13 protein-coding genes and 1 pseudogene are annotated in these 16344 nt (G+C 67.5%); 11 read left to right on the forward strand and 3 right to left on the reverse strand.

Annotated elements, in window-relative coordinates; all coding sequences use genetic code 11:
• Position 1: 1 nt before the first annotated feature.
• On the reverse strand, positions 2-880 hold the full coding sequence (locus AAF604_13200; protein MEM7050616.1) for an acyl-CoA desaturase: 879 nt from the start codon (positions 878-880) through the stop codon (positions 2-4).
• Between the two features lie 243 nt (positions 881-1123).
• On the opposite strand from AAF604_13200, the gene AAF604_13205 reads away from it, so the two are divergent.
• The 6 genes from AAF604_13205 (at position 1124) to AAF604_13230 (ending at position 6594) form a co-directional block, all read left to right on the forward strand.
• Positions 1124-2071, forward strand: coding sequence for a HAMP domain-containing sensor histidine kinase (locus tag AAF604_13205; GenBank protein MEM7050617.1), 948 nt, complete (start codon positions 1124-1126; stop codon positions 2069-2071).
• Entirely contained in the window at positions 2068-2787 is a 720-nt protein-coding gene (locus AAF604_13210; protein MEM7050618.1) for a response regulator transcription factor, read from the forward strand. Before AAF604_13205 ends, AAF604_13210 begins: the two co-directional genes overlap by 4 nt.
• A 173-nt stretch (positions 2788-2960) precedes the next feature.
• Complete coding sequence (ytxJ, locus tag AAF604_13215; protein ID MEM7050619.1) at positions 2961-3305, forward strand: bacillithiol system redox-active protein YtxJ; 345 nt, start codon at positions 2961-2963, stop codon at positions 3303-3305.
• A complete protein-coding gene (locus tag AAF604_13220) occupies positions 3302-3709 on the forward strand; it encodes a secondary thiamine-phosphate synthase enzyme YjbQ (protein ID MEM7050620.1) in 408 nt (135 codons plus the stop codon). Before ytxJ ends, AAF604_13220 begins: the two co-directional genes overlap by 4 nt.
• 10 nt (positions 3710-3719) lie before the next feature.
• Positions 3720-5132, forward strand: coding sequence for a rhodanese-like domain-containing protein (locus tag AAF604_13225; GenBank protein ID MEM7050621.1), 1413 nt, complete (start codon positions 3720-3722; stop codon positions 5130-5132).
• Positions 5133-5238: 106 nt separating this feature from the next.
• The gene (locus tag AAF604_13230) at positions 5239-6594 is read left to right on the forward strand and encodes a VCBS repeat-containing protein (GenBank protein ID MEM7050622.1); all 1356 of its coding nucleotides are present in this window, start codon (positions 5239-5241) and stop codon (positions 6592-6594) included.
• Positions 6595-6850: 256 nt separating this feature from the next.
• On the opposite strand, the gene AAF604_13235 is transcribed toward AAF604_13230, so the two are convergent.
• Positions 6851-7540 carry an SDR family NAD(P)-dependent oxidoreductase gene (locus tag AAF604_13235; protein ID MEM7050623.1) on the reverse strand — a complete coding sequence of 230 codons (690 nt, stop codon included), beginning with the start codon at positions 7538-7540 and terminating at the stop codon, positions 6851-6853.
• A 204-nt stretch (positions 7541-7744) separates the two neighbouring features.
• Between AAF604_13235 and AAF604_13240 the strand changes: the two genes are divergently transcribed.
• On the forward strand, positions 7745-8299 hold the full coding sequence (locus AAF604_13240; protein ID MEM7050624.1) for a (2Fe-2S)-binding protein: 555 nt from the start codon (positions 7745-7747) through the stop codon (positions 8297-8299).
• Between the two features lie 164 nt (positions 8300-8463).
• Here AAF604_13240 and AAF604_13245 read toward each other — a convergent pair whose 3' ends face one another.
• Positions 8464-10053 (reverse strand): right-handed parallel beta-helix repeat-containing protein, encoded by a 1590-nt coding sequence (locus AAF604_13245; GenBank protein MEM7050625.1) that lies wholly within the window; start codon positions 10051-10053, stop codon positions 8464-8466.
• A 196-nt stretch (positions 10054-10249) separates the two neighbouring features.
• Here AAF604_13245 and AAF604_13250 point away from each other — a divergent pair.
• The 4 genes and pseudogenes from AAF604_13250 (at position 10250) to AAF604_13265 (ending at position 16248) form a co-directional block, all read left to right on the forward strand.
• A pseudogene (locus AAF604_13250) lies at positions 10250-12799 on the forward strand (molybdopterin cofactor-binding domain-containing protein).
• Positions 12800-12815: 16 nt separating this feature from the next.
• Positions 12816-13619, forward strand: coding sequence for a GNAT family N-acetyltransferase (locus AAF604_13255; protein ID MEM7050626.1), 804 nt, complete (start codon positions 12816-12818; stop codon positions 13617-13619).
• Positions 13616-14866, forward strand: coding sequence for a peptidase T (gene pepT, locus AAF604_13260; protein ID MEM7050627.1), 1251 nt, complete (start codon positions 13616-13618; stop codon positions 14864-14866). Before AAF604_13255 ends, pepT begins: the two co-directional genes overlap by 4 nt.
• An 80-nt stretch (positions 14867-14946) precedes the next feature.
• A complete protein-coding gene (locus AAF604_13265; protein MEM7050628.1) occupies positions 14947-16248 on the forward strand; it encodes an FAD-binding oxidoreductase in 1302 nt (433 codons plus the stop codon).
• The last annotated feature ends 96 nt before the right edge of the window (positions 16249-16344 follow it).

Here is a 16344-nt window from a genome sequence, read left to right on the forward strand (position 1 = left end):
ATCAGCTCGCTACCGACGACGGCTCCGCCAGGGACTCCGGCGGTGCGTCGGCGATGCGATTCGCCGCCTTGACCTTCTCCGACGGCTCGCGGATACCCCACACGATGCCGACCACGGCGAGCAGGCGCAAGATGTAGTAGGTGATGTCGATCTCCCACCAGAAAAACCCCTGGCGGGTGCAGTTCTTGTAGTAGTGGTGGTTGTTGTGCCAGCCCTCGCCCAGGGTGATCAAAGCCATGATGAAGCTGTTGCGGCTGTCGTCCTTGGTCTGGTAGCGCCGCCGACCGACCATGTGGGTGAGGCTGTTGATGGCGAAGGTCGCATGCCAGGTGAGGACGGTGCTGATCAAGCCCCAGACCAAGGCCGCCCAACCCCCGATGGCGACCAGCAGCACACCGGCCACGAGCCCCGGAACGGTGTGATACCGATTGAGCCAGACAAGCTCTGGATACTGCGCCAGATCGCGCACCCGGGCGTAGTCGGTGTCGTCGTACTTGGTCGACATGATCCAGCCGACGTGCGCCCACAGGAAACCCTGCAGGCCCGGCGAATGGAGGTCGCCATGACGATCCGAGTGGCGATGGTGGTGGCGGTGGTGGGCCGCCCACCAGAGGGGGCCCTTCTGGAGACTGAGGGTGCCGAGCAAAGCCAGGACGAACTGGAAGACCCGGCTGGTCTTGAAGGAGCGGTGCGAGAAGTAGCGGTGATAGCCGGCCGTGATGGCGAACATGCGAATGAAGTAGAGGCCGGCGCAGAGCGCCACCAGCCCCCAGTGGAACGGCAACCAGAAGGCCGCCAAGCAGGCGACGTGTACCAGGATGAACGGAATGCCCTTCCAGGTGAGCTTCAGCTCGGGATGGTCGTCGACGGGCTCGATCATGGCCAGACTCCGGCGCGCCGAAGGAGGTTTCGAGCCCTCCAGCGGGCGCGAAACAGGCGCTTCGGCAGTATGCGGCGAGGCCGCGTCATACGCCGTCAGATGTCCGTCAAAAAGCGGTCAGAAGGTGCCGAGATGGGTCAGACGGCCGTCTAACGCGCGGCCGGAGCGCTACAATCAAATCCTTCGGCCGGTAGCGCGGCGCCCATCCCCCGCCGTCCCGGCGCCCGCGGCTCGATCCCGATCATGGCGAAAAAACGCACCTCCCATATCGTCACGGCCTACGTGCTGTCGCTCCTCGCCACCATCGCCCTGCTGGTTTTCTGGGTGATCTACACGGTGCGTTCGTCGGCCCGCCTCGACGAGCTCGGCAGCCGCGTCGGGGTGCGAACGGACAACTTCCAGTGGTACGTCTTGGCTCTCGGCTGCGCCCTCTGCGCGCTGATGATCGGAGGCGTCACCTACCAGCTCGCCCAGGCCTTGGCGGCGCGCCGCTACTCGGCCAAGCAGGAGGAGTTCATCTCCAACATCACCCACGAGATGAAGTCGCCCCTCGCCGCCATCAAGCTGCACGCCCAGACCCTGCTCGGTGAGCCGGCCGTCGACCCGCAGATCGGGCGCCGCTCCCTGGAGCGCATCCTGCAGCAGTCGGACCGCATGACCAAGCTGGTCGACAACGTTCTCGAAAGCAGCCGCCTGGTGGCCCGTCGCAAGCGGCTGGCGCTTCATCCGCTGCAGCCGGCGGAGTTCTTCCCGACCTATCTCGAGGAGGCCGGCGAGCGCCTCGAGCAACATGGCGTGCGCCTGGTCAGCTTCGTCGAAAGCCGGCAACGGGTGATGGCGACGGAGGATGCCCTGCACCGCATCATGGACAACCTGCTCGACAACGCCGAGCGTTTCTCGCAGCGCGACGGGCAGATCCGTTGCCGCATCAGCGACCAGGAGACGACCGTCGTCATCGAGGTCGAGGACGACGGTGAAGGGGTGCCCAAGAAGGAGCTCGGCAAGATCTTCGATCGCTTCTATCAGGCCGCCCGCGAAGGCGGCGGACGACGCGGCGGCAGCGGACTGGGTCTCTCCATCGTCTCTCAACTGGTCGGCCAGATGGGTGGCGAGATCCGCGCCTACTCTCACGAAGGACGGCCCGGAACTCGCTTCGTCATCGAGCTGCCGATCCTCGAGGAGGCGACGTGAGCGCCGCTTCCGACACTCCGAGAGTGCTGGTGGTCGAGGACGAAGAGGCGATCGCCGAAGGCCTGGTCCTCAATCTCGAGCGCAAGGACTACGAGGTCGAAGTGGCGCCGGACGGCGAAGACGCCCTGGCCAAGGCCGAGGCCCGCAGATTCGACCTGATCGTCCTCGACGTCCGTCTCCCCAAGGTCGACGGCTTCGAGGTCTGTCGCCGGCTCCGCGATCAGCGCAACTTCACCCCCATCCTGATGCTCACCGCCCGTTCGCAACCGGATGACATCGTCTACGGCCTCAAGCTGGGGGCCGACGACTACGTCACCAAGCCCTTCGACCTCGCCGAGCTGTTGGCGCGGGTCGAGGGACTGCTACGGCGGCGCGCCTGGGGCGGTCGCGGCGACGACGTCGTCGAAGCCGAGGTCGAGCGCTTCGAGTTCGGCGAGTTCTGGGTCGACTTCCAGAGCTATCGGGCGCAGACCCGAGAAGGAGTCGTCGAGCTCTCCCACAAGGAGCTCGCGGTGATGCAGATCTTCGCCTCGCGACCGGGCCAGGTGATCTCCCGCCGGGAGCTGCTGACGGAGGTCTGGGAGCTCCCCAACCATCCCAATACGCGGGTGGTGGACAACGTCATCCTGGCCCTGCGCCGGGCCTTCGAGGAGAACTCCTGGCGACCGCGCCACATCCACTCGGTACGCGGCGTCGGCTATCGCTTCGAGATTTGAAGACGGCGGGCCGCGCGATCGCTGATCGGCTGCGCCGCTCCGGACATCCATCTCCCGCTCACGAAACGGACAGCACGCCGCGGTCACCCCAAATTGAGCGGCCACCCCATTCGGTGAGGCGGGTCGTTTTGGTTGTAGCATCGCCACTGATCACCAACTCACGGAGACCATCCATGGCGCAGATAGAAAACCTCGCCCACGGGGGCGACCTGGAGGCCGCCTTCGAGCGCTCGCAACAGACCCCGGTGTGGCTTTTCAAGCACAGCCTCACCTGCCCGATCTCGCGCCGTGCCTGGCGCCAGTTCGAGGAATTCGTCGCCGGCCGGCCGGCGGACGACACCGCCTTCTACGGCGTGGTGCGGATCCAAGAGGCTCGCCCCCTGAGCCAACAGATCGCCGAGCGCACGGGCATCCGCCACGAATCGCCGCAGGCCCTGTTGCTCTGCCACGGCCAGGTCGAATGGCACGCCAGCCACGGCGCCATTCGGGTGGCCAGCCTCACCGAGGCCGCTCCGTGATCCACCAGCTGGCGCTCAAGGTTCCGGGTCAGGGGCTGCACGAGATCACCTCGGAGATCGCCGCCGTGGTGCGGCGCAGCCAGGTCCAGGAGGGCCTCTGTACCCTGTTCATTCGTCATACCTCGGCCAGCCTGACGATTCAGGAGAATGCCGATCCGGCAGCGCGCCACGATCTCGAGGCCTGGTTCAACCGCCTGGTTCCGGAGGGTGACCGGCTGTTCACCCATACGGAAGAGGGCCCCGACGACATGCCGTCGCACATCAAGGCCGCGCTCACCGCCACCTCCCTGGCGATTCCCCTGGTCGAGGGCCGCCTCGCTCTCGGCACCTGGCAAGGAATCTTCCTCTGGGAGCACCGCCACCACCGCCACGAGCGCCAGCTCGTCATCCATATCGCCGGCTGAGCAAGACGCCATGATCCTGCGCCAGATCTTCGACCCTCACCTCGCTCAGTACGCCTACTTGGTGGGCTGTCCGCGCAGCGGTGAAGCGCTGTTGATCGATCCCCAGCGCGACATCGACCGCTATCTCGACGAGGTGGCGCGGGCCGGCCTGCGCCTGACGGCGGTGGCCGAGACGCACATTCACGCCGATTTCCTGACCGGCACCCGCGAGCTAGCGATGGCCGGAGGGGTGACCGCCTACCTGTCGGCGGAGGGCGGCGACGAGTGGCAGTACGAGTGGGCCCGGGGCGGCTCCGTCGCGGTTCACCTGCTGCACCACGGCGACCGCTTCCGCCTCGGCGGGGTCGAGCTGCAGGCTCTCCACACCCCCGGCCACACCCCGGAGCATCTATCCTTCGCGATCACCGATCGCGGCGCCGGGGCCACCACCCCGTGGGGTCTGCTGAGCGGCGATTTCGTCTTCGCCGGCGACCTCGGCCGTCCCGATCTGCTGGAGTCGGCGGCAGGCGCCGCCGGAGCCGCGCAGACCTCCGCACGGCAGCTCTATGGTTCCCTCGACACGCTGCGCGAGCTGCCCGAGTTTCTGCAGGTCTGGCCCGGTCACGGCGCCGGCAGCGCCTGCGGCAAGGCCCTGGGAGCGGTTCCCAGCTCGACCATCGGCTACGAGCTGCGCTGCAACCCGGCGATCGCTGCCGCCGGCGAGGGCGAGGAGGCCTTCGTCCGCGCCATGGTCGACGGTCACGCGGCACCGCCGCTCTACTTCGGCCGCATGAAACGGCTCAATCGTCTGGGACCGCCGGCCCTGCCGGAGCTGCCTCGACCGATCCCCCTGGAGGCCTCCCAAGTCGCCGCCGAAGGAGCCCGGGGAGCCGCCGTTCTCGACACTCGCCGGGACCGCGCCGCCTTCATGGCCGGGCACCTGCCGAACAGTCTCTGGACGCCGTGGAACAACACCTTTCCAACCCTCGCCGGCTGCTACGTGGAGCCCGATCAGGAGATCTTCTTGGTGATCGACGAGGACCATCTCGACGCCGCCGTGCGGAATCTGGTGCGGGTCGGTCTCGACCGCGTTCGGGGGTGGTGCTCGCCGGCTTCCCTGCCCGCCGAGGGCGCCCGCCTCGAGGTCATCGACTTCGACCAGGCGGTCGAACGACAGGCCCGCGGCAGCCATCTGGTGGTGGACGTTCGCCGGCGCGACGAGTACGCCGCCGGTCACCTGGCGGGCGCTCTCCACATTCCCCACACCCGCCTCGCCGCCGAGCTCGATCGCATTCCGCGGCAGCGCCCCCTGATGGTGCATTGCGCCAGCGGCATTCGCGCCGCCGCCGCCTGCTCCTTGCTGGCGCGCCAGGGCTATCGCGTCGCCCACGTCGACGACCGCTTCCAGCGCTTGCCGGCGAGCGCCGTCGAACCAATCGGCTGATAGCGCGGCGATTGGGGAATCATTTGCCTTCGACAATAGGTCATGGCAACATGAAGACAGCGCGCGAGCGCCGTCAGGGGCCATCCAATCACTGCTGGAGGTCGTCATGAACCGTCATCTGATCCGGTCCGTGCTGGTCGTGCTGCTGCTCATCACTCCCTCCGCCTACAGCGATTGGCTGGAATTCACCGACGAGTCGGCGACTCGTCTGGTGACCGACGAAGACGCCCTCGACCCGGTGGGCCTCGATGATCCGTTCGAGAAAGACTTCGGAGTCGCCGATCTCGACCTCGACGGCGATCAGGATCTGGTGGTCTTCCGCAAGGTGCGATTCTCGACCCCCGGCGGCAAGCGCAACGCTCTCTTCCTCAACGAGAACGGCGTGCTGGTGGATCGCACCGCCGAGTTCGCGCCGGAGTTCGCCGACCTCACCGATGACCGCGACGTCGCCCTGGTCGACGTCAACAGCGACCGCTGGATCGACATCGTCACCGTCACCACCTTCTCGGATCAACCGCGCATCTATATGAATCTGAAGCGCGACGACGACGGCAACTGGCTCGGCTTCGACTGGGAGCCGAGCGACAACCGGCTACCGACCTTCAACCCGGCACCCAAGTTCTGCGCCATCGGCGTCGGCGACATCGACAACGATCTCGACCTCGACCTGTTTTTCGTCGACTACTCGAACAATCTCGAGGATCGTCTGCTGATCAACGACGGCGACGGCTTCTTCACCGACGAGACCGCCAGCCGCATGACCGCCGCCATGTCGCAGTCGGCCTTCGGAACCGATGCCCAGATTCTCGACATGAACGGCGACGGCGCCGCCGACATCGTCAAGATCTCGACCCTCGACGATTTCCCCAACTCGGTGCGCATCCTGTACAACGCCGGCGGTGACGATATCGGCACCTTCGACGACCTCCACCACGCCTACGAAGGGCAGCCCTACATGATGGAGGTCGGCGACCTCAACAACGATGAGCGACCGGACATCTACGTCGTCGACGATCTCCAGGACTCCTACCTGATCAACACCGGCACCGCCGCCAACGGTCGCGCCACCTTCACCACCATCGCCCAGACGACACCGGTGACCAGTGACTTCGGTGGCAACACCTACCTGGTGGACTTCGATCGTGACAATTACCTCGACGTGCTGGTCGCCGACGTCGACACCGACTTCCAGATCTGCGACGGCATTCGCCCGGCGATTCTGCGCAATCGCGGCAACACCCCGAACGTCGCCCTCGACGATCCCTTCAATCAGATCCAGCCACCGTGGCTGCCGGGAGGAGTCTTCGATTTCGCCGTCATCGACCTCAATGGCGACGAATGGCCGGACCTGGTGGCCGGCACCTGCACCGGCAATCGTGTCTTGATGAACCCCGGCCCGCGCATTTTCGAGGACGGTTTCGAGAGCGGCGACCTCAACGCCTGGAGCACCTCGGACTCCTGATCGACGGGCTGCCCGGGACCACGCCAAGGCGGCCGATCACGGCTGCTAGCAGGCTGCTGAAAAAGTCCGCTTCGCGACTTTTTCAACGCTGCTAGCTGTTTGTTTCAGGGGCGCCCGGCGAGGAGGCTGAGCGCCCCCTCGGCCGAAAAAGTGCGATTTTCGGCGGCCCGCGTAGGGGCTCACCCCGTCTCACGGCTTCGCCGCCGGGCCCGCGCGGGCCCGGAAGCAGGCTGCCGATGAGTATTTCAGCAGCCTGCTAGAGGGAGCGCGCCTCGCCATTGTCGTCGGGGCCGAAGGCGAGCAGCCGCGGAACCGCCCGGCGGGCCCACTCCTCCGGCCCCGGGTAGCTCGCCGCCGCCGGGCCAAAGCAGCTCGCCAGCATCTCCGTGTGGATGATGCCGGGATTGAAGGGCACCGCCGCCATCCCGGGCGGTAGCTCCTGGGCCAGGGCTCGGGTCAACCCTTCGATGCCCCACTTACTGGCACAGTAGGGCGCCACCTCGGGTGCCGTCGAGCGGCCCCAGCCGGAGCTGAAGTTGACCACCACTCCCCGCCGACGCTCGACCATCGCCGGCAGAAACGCCCGCAGGACGTGGCAAACGCCCGCCAGGTTGATCCGGAACAGGCTCTCGATCTCCTCTCCCGGAACCTCCCAGAGCGGCGCATTGCGATTGATCACCGCGGCATTGTTGATCACCAGGTCGGGCACCCCGAGGCGAGCCTCCACGGCCCGTCCCCAGGCCTCGACCTGGGCGCCGTCGGCGAGGTCGACGGGCTGCCAGAAATGGTCCTCGATGCCGAGCTCGGTCGCGACCTCGTCGAGGGCGCCACGATCGCGGCCGCAGCCAGCCACCCGATGTCCGCCAGCCGCGAAGGCCTCCGCCATCGCCCGGCCGAGCCCCCGGGTCACCCCGGTGACCACGATCACTCTATGCTCTATTGACATTTTAATGCTCCTTCAGCATAATCCTCTCGTTGTTTCTGGCTCGCCGATTCCGAGCACTCATCGCCTCCGCTCGATCCTTCCCGACCCAGAAACGAACTCGGGGCATCCTCCCTCGAGCCCGCCGGCCGCGGAGCTCGTCTTCGCGGCCGGCGGGGAACTCTCCCCCGCCAGACGGCCGAAAGGCGCCTTGATAGGCTTGCCTCCATGGCCCAGCAAGGCTCGATGCCCCAACCGGAGGAGCTCGTCACGGCCCGCTTGAGGGTCAACGGCGAAGACCACGCGGTGGTTTTCCCGACCCACCACACGCTGCTCGAGGTGTTGCGCGAGGAGTGTGGCCTGACCGGCACCAAGCACGGTTGCGAGCTCGGCGAGTGCGGTACCTGCACGGTGCTCGTCGATGGCCGGCCGGTGCTTTCCTGCCTGATGCTGGCGGCAGACCTCGAAGGTCGTCCCATCGAGACCGTCGAAGGCCTGCAGGAGGGCAACGACCTGCACCCTCTGCAGGCCGCCTTCGCCGACTTCGGCGCGGCCCAGTGCGGTTACTGTACTCCCGGCATCCTGATGACCGCCAAGGCGCTGCTGGCGGCGGATTCGAAGCCAGCCCGCGAGAGCGTGCAGGAAGCCCTCGCCGGCAACCTCTGTCGCTGCACCGGCTACCACAAGATTCTCGAAGCGATCGACCACGCCGCCGCCACCCTGCGCGGCGAAGAGCCGGAGATGCCCCACGACGCCATCTACGGCGCGCCGCTGCCGGACTAGCCCAGTCTTCTGACCCAACCTCTGCAACCAAGCCCAGGTCACGGCATCTGCGGCTTTGTCCGCCGGCTGCACCCCTCAGCAGGTCGAGCTCGTCTGAGCGAGGCGGCCTGCCATCTCGAGCAGCCTACGATCCTTCGTTGAGAGTCCCAGCGGGGAAGATCGTTTCAGGGGGCGGCCCCGGACCAGCTCGTCGTGTCGCCCGATTCGAAGCCATCGGCAAACAGCTCGAGACCGTCCAGCAGGCCGATGCCGGCATGCGGCCCGCCGGCCGCGTGGCGGAGATCGTCCGGCGGCGGCGGGCGCAGCGCCCAGGTGCCCGGGAAGTCCGGCGGCCGACGTCCGGAGTGGGGACTGGCGGCGACGCACTCGTAGAGCTCGCCTTCGAACATCACCCAGTCACCGGGTTGGTAGGTCACCGGCTGGTTGGTGATGTTCGAGGTCGCCGTCCACTCCTCGAGCAACAGGTAGTCGAAGTCCGCCGGAAAACCGCTGTCGATGAAGGCATAGGGGGCGATGGGAGTCTGCAGGTTGCCGGTCTCGACGACATTCGAGCCGGCCGCCTGCACCAGCGTGCTGACCCCGTGCCAGCGATTGTCGCGCAGCTCGATCGGATTGGCGGTGTTGAAGATGCGGAAGACCGCATCGTAGTCGGGAACGCCGCTGTTGACCTCGTCGTACTGGAAGTCGAAGCCGCGGAAAAGGTTGTCGTGGAACTCGAAGCGGGTCACGCCGTCGGCACCGGACTGGAAGTAGGCACCGAAATGGCGACTGTGGGAAAAGTAGTTGTGGTGCATCCGGAAGCGATCACCGGATTGGTGGTCGTCGCCGTCGCGATCCTGGTTGAACAGGATGAAGAACTTGCTCGCGCCACCGATGAAGACATTGTGGTGCACCTCGACATCGCCCTCCCGGGAGCCGAGCTGGGAATGATTGTCCTGAAAGTTCTGAAAGGGACTCTTCCAGTCGAGGGAGCCCCACAGGAAGACGTTGTGGTGGATCTTCGAGCCGCCCCCCATCTGGCCGATCTGCAGCGCCTCCGTGCCGGTGCGCACGATGCGATTGTTGTAGAGCTCGAGACCGCTGATCTTGTGCTGCGGCGGCGCCTGGGTGCTACCGATGTAGACCCCTTCACTGCCGACGTCGTGGATGTAGTTGTCGTGGATGCGGACGTCCCGCATGTCGGCATCGCCGGCGTCGTCGGTCTTGATCAGCATGCCGGCAAAGCCGACGTGGCGGATCTCGAGCATCTCGACCTCGAAGGCGGAAGCGCCACCGCCAACGGCGAGGCCCGAGTTGCTGTCTTCGAAGGCGTCGTCGATCAAGAATCCGTAGCGACCCCGGCTGCCGGCATAGTCGCCCTCGGCGTGGCCGCGAAAGTCCCCATGGCCGGTACCGGCAACCGGATCGAAGCGACCGGTGAGCTTCCAGTGGGAGCCCCCGCCGAGGATGAAGACGTAGTGGAAATCGAGTCCTCCGACGCGCACCTGGCCACCGTGATTGGTGATCACGAGGGGATTGGCGGCGCTGCGTTGGGGAAGATTGCCGAGGCGGATGAAGCGATAGTGGCCTGCCGGAATCTCCAGCCGCTGCAAGGCCTGCCAGTCGACCTGTGGGTACGAAGCCTGGACATCCGGCAGGTAGAGACCGCCATTGCCGCCGGGACCTGGCAGGGTGAGGGACTCCTGGGCAACGAGAGCAGGAGCCAAGGCGACGACCAGCAGACCGGACAAGAGAGCGCAACGAATCGATTTCATAGCCGGCAGTCTATCGCCTTCGCGGCAGCCGGCGGTGAGATCGTCATCCGGCATCAGTCGCCGGCGTCGCTCACCGCAGGGGGCTCACCGGCGGCTTCCTTGACAGCCTCCGAAGGCCGTGCCAAATTTCTGTAAGCAAAACCTGTTTCGCTTCATCGCCCCGCCGCCGGAAGCCCGTCGAAGGAGCCCCCACCGCATGGCCGATCCGATCCGTCGAGACCCCAACGCCGAGCCCGAGGAGGAGTCTGCCTTCGACCTCGTGGGCAAGCCCTTTCGGCGGGTCGACGGGCGGGCCAAGGTCACCGGCCGCACGCGCTTCGCCGATGATCTCGAATTCCCCCGCATGGCCTACCTGCGGCTGGTGCGCAGCACCGTGCCCCACGGTCGCATCACCGCCATCGACCTGTCGGCGGCGGAAGCCGTCGATGGCTATCTCGGAGCCCTCACCGGCGCCGACATGCCGGAGACCTTCGGCATCTTGCCGGTCTCCCAGGACGAGCACGCCCTCTGTCCGGACAAGGTGCGCTTCGTCGGTGATCCGGTGGTGGCGGTGGCGGCGACCAGCGAGGATGCCGCCTGGGAGGCGGCCTTCGCGGTGCGCGTCGACTACGAGTCCCTGACCACCATCGCCAGCATCGACGAGGCCCTCTCGACCCCCGAGCCGCGCATTCACGACTACGGCGACGAAGGCAATCTGCACAAGAAGGTCTCGATGCGCTTCGGCGACGTCGACGGCGGCTTCTCCGACGCCGACCTGATTCTCGAGGACGACTACTTCTACGAGGGCAACACCCATCTGCCGATGGAGCAGCACGCCACCGTGGCGGTACCCGAGGACGACGATCGCCTGACCGTCTACTCCTCCACCCAGACACCCCACTACCTGCACCGTTCCCTCGCCAAGGTGCTGGAGCTGCCGGCGGCCCGGGTACGGGTGGTGGCGTGCCCCAACGGCGGCGGCTTCGGCGGCAAGAGCGACCCCTTCAACCACGAGATCGCCGCCGCCAAGATGGCCCTGGTGCTGGGCCGACCGGTCAAGGTCACCCTGACCCGCGAGGAGGTCTTCTACTGCCATCGCGGACGGCACCCGGTGCGCATGAACGTCCGCACCGGATTCAGCAAAGACGGCGCGATCACCGCCCAGCACCTACGCACCGCCCTCGATGGTGGCGCCTACGGCTCCTATGGCGTCGCCTCGACCTACTAAACTGGGGCACTCCAAACCGTCACCTACAAGCTGCCGCGCTATCACTTCGAGGGCCTGCGGGCGTTCACCAACAAGCCGCCCTGCGGCCCCAAGCGGGGTCACGGCACGCCCCAGCCGCGCTTCGCCTTCGAGGTGCACCTCGATCGCGCCGCCCACCAGCTCGGCATCGACCCGGCGGATCTCCGGCTGCGCAACCTGGCGCCCCCGGACCGGGTGACCGCCAACTGGCTGAAGGTCGGCACCATCGGCCTCGGCCGCTGCATCGAGGCGGTGGTCGCCGGCAGCGGCTGGCGCGAGCGCCATGGACGGCTGCCGGAGGGCCGCGGCCTGGGCTTGGCCTGCGGCTCCTACATGTGCGGCGCCGGCCTGCCGATCTACTGGAACCACATGCCCCAATCCGGCGTGATGATCAAGCTCGACCGCTCCGGCAATGTCGCCGTCTTCTGCGGCGAGGCCGAGATCGGTCAGGGCTCGGACAGCGTGCTGGCGGTGTTGGTGGCCGAGGTGCTGGGCATCGAGCTCGCCGACATCCGCCTGTGCGTCGCCGATACGGACCTGACGCCGGTCGACCTGGGAAGCTACTCCTCGCGGGTCACCCTGATGATGGGCAACGCCGCCGTCGAGGCCGCCGAGAAAGCCCGCGAGATGATCGCCGGTGCCGTCGCCGAGCGCCTCGCGGTGCCGGCGGAGCGGTTGATCTTCTCCGGCCGACGGGTCTTCGACGCCGCCGACGAGGAGCACGGCGTGCCCTGGGAGGAGGCGGTGATCGCCGCCGAGGCCAGCCTCGGCACCCTCGCCACCACCGGCTCCTACATCCCGCCGCGCTCTCCTGGCAAGTATCGCGGCGCCGGCGTCGGCCCCTCGCCGGCCTACTCCTACTCGGCGGCGGTGATTGAGGTCGAGGTGGATCCGGCGACGGGCATCTGGCGGCCGCTCCACGTCTGGATGGCCCACGACATCGGCCGGAGCCTCAATCCGGCGTTGGTGATGGGACAGATCGAGGGCGGGGTCTACATGGGTTTGGGCGAGGTGATGATGGAGGAACAGGCCTTCCGGCGGCTGCCGAAGAAACGCTCCTCGGCGCTGGTCCACAAGATGCCTTCACTGCTCGAGTACAAGAGCCCGACCTTCCTCGACATGCCGCCGGTGACCAGCTACTTGATCGAAGATCCCGAGCCGGAAGGCCCGTTCGGCGCCAAGGAGGTTGGCCAGGGACCGCTGCTGCCGGTGATGCCGGCGGTCGCCAACGCCATCTTCGATGCCGTCGGCGTGCGCGTCGACCAGGTACCGATTCACCCCCACATGGTGCTCAAGGCGCTGCAGGCCAAGGCCCGCGGCAAGCCGGCCCGCTTCGGCCCGGCGCCCTTCCCGAAGGTCGATTTCGGCCCCGTCCTCGAGGTTCCGACACCCGACGATGGCGGCGACGGTCGCGCCGTCAACGACCTGCGGTCGCGCCGCGGCTCCGGGATTCGCGGCACCACCGGCACCATGACCACCCGCAAGGAAGCGCTCGAGGGCGGCTCCCTCACCACGCGCTGAGGCTCCAACCCAGACGATGACCTTCTCCTCGTCCGAAGAGGGCGCCCGCGCCGCCGTCGAAGCCAACATGGCCGAGTTCGTCAAGCAGTGGAATCGCTGGTCGGGCATCGAGGTCCATGACGATCCCGAAATCCTGCAAACGGTCTGTGACGTCCCCTTTCCGCTGTTCAACAACATCTCCCGGGCGCGCCTCCCGGAAGGTCGCGAGGACCAGATCCTCGACCGCATCCTGGCCCGTTCATCGGCTCCCCTGATGTGGTGGATCGGACCGACCACGCGGCCCCTCGACCTCGCCGATCGCCTGCGTGCCCGCGGCCTCGAGCAAGGCGATGACCTACCCGGCATGGCCCTCGACCTGGCCGATCTACCGAGCGTTCCCGAGGTTCCGGACCTCGAGGTCCGGCGGGTCGAGAACGATGCCGATCTCGCCGCCTGGAGCGACGTCGGCGCCGTCGGTTTCGGTTTTCCCGATTTCGCCACGGCGCCCTTCCTCGACCTCTTCTGCGCCATCGGCACGGAGCCCCCCTGGCACCACTTCGTAGCCCGCGCCGACGGCCGACCGGTGGCCACCGCCTCGCTGCTCGAAGGTGCCGGCGTCGCCGGCCTCTACAACGTGGCGACCATTCCGGAAGCGCGCAATCGCGGCATCGCCGCGGAGATCTCCCGGCGCGCCCTCGCCGTCGCCGCCGACCTCGGCTATCGCACCGCCATCCTGCAATCGACCTTGATGGCGGTGGGCGTCTATCGCCGACTGGGTTTCCGCGAGGTCTGCAAGCTCACCCTCTTCACCGGCACGCCCAACCGCGGTGAGACGCCATGATCTCGCCGCAGATTCGGCAGTTTCTCGCCCGCGACGTCGAAGCACGCTTCCTGCGCTACGTGCAGGTTCACACCACCTCCGATCCGCGCTCCCTCGCGGTCCCCTCGACCCGAGTCCAGATGGACCTGCTGCGGATCCTCGCCGACGAGCTCCGGGAGATCGGCCTCGTCGACGTCGAGCTGGCGGCGGCCGGCTTCGTCTACGCCACCCTGCCGGCTTCGGACGGCGCCGGCGGCCAGAGCTTCGGCCTCTTGGCCCACGTCGACACCTCGCCGGATCAGCCCGGTGAAGGGGTCGAGCCGATCTGCCATCGCCAGTGGGACGGCTCGCCGATCCGCTTTCCGAAGGACTCCAATCTGGAGCTGACGGTTGCCGACTCGCCGGACCTCGCCCACTTCCGCGGCGACACCATCATCACCGCCGCCGGCGACACTCTGCTCGGGGCCGACGACAAGGCCGGGGTCGCCGAGATCATGACCGCCATCGCCGCCCTGCAGCGCTTTCCGCAGCTTCCCCATGGCGAGATCCGCCTCTGCTTCACCAGCGATGAGGAGATCGGCCGCGGCATCGAAGGCATCGACCTGAGTCGCCTGCCGACGAGCTGCTACACCCTGGATGGCAGTTTCCCGGGGGAGCTCGAGGACGAGTGCTTCGACGCCTGGCGCGTGACCCTCGCGGTGCGCGGCGTGGGCGTCCATCCGGGCTACGCCAAGGACCGCATGATCAACGCCGCCGCCGTTGCCGCGCGCCTGGTCTCGCAACTGCCCGCCGACGAAACCCCCGAGCGCACCGCCGAACGCCAGGGCTTCTATCACCTGGGTCGCATCGAGGGTGGCAACGAAGAGGCCACTGTCCACCTGCTGGTGCGCGACTTCGAGATCGAAGAGAACGAGCGTCGCATCGCCTACCTGCGCCAGCTCGCGAGCTCCTTCGAGGTTCGCTACCCGGGCCTCGGCATCCATGTCGAGGTCACCCACCAGTACCAGAACATGCGCGATGTCCTCAGCCGCCATCGCCTCATCGTCGAGCGCGCCGAGGGCGCCATTGGCGACACCGGCCTCGAGGTCCGGCGCAAGGCGATCCGCGGCGGTACCGACGGCAGCTTGCTGACCGCCCAGGGGCATCCGACGCCGAACATCTTCGCCGGCGGCCTGCTCTTCCACTCGCGCCGCGAGTGGATCGCGTCCTCGAGCCTGGCAAAGGCGGCCGAGACCATCCTCCACCTCGCCCGACGCTGGGCCGAGTAGGGCGCGCCGAGGGGAGGCCCGGAACGGACCGGCGAGTCTCTCCGCCTAATCAATCACCATATTCCAATAAGATAATTACTATGCGCGCCCGAAGTCTCCCCCGCGACGACTCGACCTGCGGTTGGTTCGCCGACCTGGATCCCGCCGAGGGCCATCGGCTACGAGCCGACGAGGCGGCCGACGCGGTGGTCATCGGTGCCGGCTTCACCGGCCTCGCTATCGCCCGCCGCCTCGCCGAGCTGCAGCCGAGCTGGCGAGTGCTGGTGCTCGATGCGCAGAGCGCCGGCTTCGGGGCCTCGGGACGCAGCTCCGGCTTCGTGGTCGATCTCGCCAGCTTCGTTTCGCATCTCGCTCCGGACGACGCCGGCCGCTTCATCGCCCTGTCGCGGCAGGGCATCGCAAACCTGCGCCGACAGGTGCTCAGGCACCGCCTCGACTGCGGCTGGGACGAGACCGGCTGGCTGCACGGTGCCGCCACCGACGCCGGCCGGGAGTCCCTGGAGCATCTCGAGAGCTGGCTCGAAAGCCGCGGCGAGCCCTACGAGAGCCTCGGCCAGCGGCAGCTCCAAAACCTCACCGGATCTGCCTACTACCGCGCCGCGGTGCGCCTGCCGGGCAGTGTGCTCGTGCAGCCGGCGGTCCTCGCCCGCGGCCTGGCGCGAGCCCTGCCGGGGACCGTCGAGCTCTACGAGAACACCCCCGTCTACCGCCTGCACCACGATGGCCTCTGGCGACTGCGCACTCGCGGCGGCGAGGTCTCGGCGCCGCAGGTCTTCCTCGCCGTCAACGCCCTCCTGCCGACCTTCGGGGTGCTGCGCGATCGCCTCTTCCCGATCTGGACCTTCGGTTCCATGACGCGCCCCCTGAGGCAACAGGAGCTCGACGCCTGCGGCGGTCGGCGGCCCTGGGGACTGCTCGCCCAGGACCCCCTCGGCTCGACCGTGCGGCGCACCGCCGATGGTCGCTTACTGGTGCGCAACTCGGTGCTCTTCTCGCGCAGCACCAGCTCGTCGCCGGCCTGGCGGGTGGCCGCCGCAAGGCACCACCGACAGGCCCTCATCGATCGCTTTCCGACTCTCGGCGAAGTGCCCTTCGACCATACCTGGGGCGGAGTCATGGGGATGACCCGCAACGGCCGTCACTTCTTCGGCTGCCTCGGCGATCGCTTGTGGGCCACCGGCGGCTTCAATGCCGCCGGCATCGCCCTCGGCACGGTGGCCGGGCAGCTCCTCGCCGAACGGGCGATCGGTCACCGCAGCCCCGCCCTGGAGGCGATGGAGGCGCTGCCGGGCCCGGCGTGGATCCCACCAGAACCGATCTTCGGCGCCGGCGCTCGTTGGCGCCTGCGCCGCATGCGGGCGGAGGCCGGCGTCTGGGTCTAGCTCGCTAGCAGGCTGCTGAAAAAGCCGCATGGCGGCTTATTCAGCGCCTGCTGTCTATTTCAGGGGGGCTAAAAGGCGCCCCCCTCAGGCGCGCGC

It is taken from the genome of Acidobacteriota bacterium (genome assembly GCA_039028635.1).
GTDB lineage: Bacteria > Acidobacteriota > Thermoanaerobaculia > Multivoradales > JBCCEF01 > JBCCEF01.

Bases quoted from the DNA above. Each gene is read 5' to 3' on its own strand.
- AAF604_13240 (MEM7050624.1), top strand. From the start codon at position 7,745: ATGGCCCAGCAAGGCTCGATGCCCCAACCGGAGGAGCTCGTCACGGCC.
- AAF604_13255 (MEM7050626.1), top strand. From the start codon at position 12,816: ATGACCTTCTCCTCGTCCGAAGAGGGCGCCCGCGCCGCCGTCGAAGCC.
- AAF604_13245 (MEM7050625.1), bottom strand. From the start codon at position 10,053: ATGAAATCGATTCGTTGCGCTCTCTTGTCCGGTCTGCTGGTCGTCGCC.
- AAF604_13230 (MEM7050622.1), top strand. From the start codon at position 5,239: ATGAACCGTCATCTGATCCGGTCCGTGCTGGTCGTGCTGCTGCTCATC.
- pepT (MEM7050627.1), top strand. From the start codon at position 13,616: ATGATCTCGCCGCAGATTCGGCAGTTTCTCGCCCGCGACGTCGAAGCA.
- AAF604_13265 (MEM7050628.1), top strand. From the start codon at position 14,947: ATGCGCGCCCGAAGTCTCCCCCGCGACGACTCGACCTGCGGTTGGTTC.
- AAF604_13205 (MEM7050617.1), top strand. From the start codon at position 1,124: ATGGCGAAAAAACGCACCTCCCATATCGTCACGGCCTACGTGCTGTCG.
- ytxJ (MEM7050619.1), top strand. From the start codon at position 2,961: ATGGCGCAGATAGAAAACCTCGCCCACGGGGGCGACCTGGAGGCCGCC.
- AAF604_13200 (MEM7050616.1), bottom strand. From the start codon at position 880: ATGATCGAGCCCGTCGACGACCATCCCGAGCTGAAGCTCACCTGGAAG.
- AAF604_13235 (MEM7050623.1), bottom strand. From the start codon at position 7,540: ATGTCAATAGAGCATAGAGTGATCGTGGTCACCGGGGTGACCCGGGGG.
- AAF604_13225 (MEM7050621.1), top strand. From the start codon at position 3,720: ATGATCCTGCGCCAGATCTTCGACCCTCACCTCGCTCAGTACGCCTAC.